The 387-nt window shown below is 61.5% G+C and carries 1 protein-coding gene; it reads left to right on the top strand.

Annotated features, from left to right (window positions below):
- On the top strand, window positions 1-387 hold a 387-nt coding region (locus OO68_RS48940; RefSeq protein ID WP_033314730.1), incomplete at both ends, for a transposase.

Here is a 387-nt window from a genome sequence, read left to right as displayed (position 1 = left end):
GAGCCGCTGCACTGGCGGCTGCTCACCACGCATCCGGTGACGAATGCAGAAGAGGCCTGGCGCATTATCGAATGGTACAAGCGGCGGTGGCTGATCGAGCAGTTCTTCCGCATCTTGAAGACACAAGGCCTCAAGCTCGAAGACAGTCAGATCGGGACCGCCGAGCGGCTTCTCAAGCTGGTCGCGATCGCGGCCAAGGCGGCAGTCATCTCCCTTCAGCTTGTGCAGGCGCGCGATGGTCGCGACAACCAGTCTGTCCGAATTGCCTTCAATGCTGGGGAAGTCGCTACACTTGCCGCCCTCAATCGCAACCTCGAAGCCCAAAGCAAGCGGCTGAGAAACCCGCACCCGCCTGACAGCCTCGCTTGGGCCGCCTGGATTATCGGC

The organism is Streptomyces iakyrus (assembly GCF_000717055.1).
In the GTDB taxonomy this organism is placed as follows: domain Bacteria; phylum Actinomycetota; class Actinomycetes; order Streptomycetales; family Streptomycetaceae; genus Streptomyces; species Streptomyces iakyrus.
The sequence above is the reverse complement of the archived record's forward strand: the minus strand, read 5'-3'. Positions and strand labels throughout refer to the sequence as shown.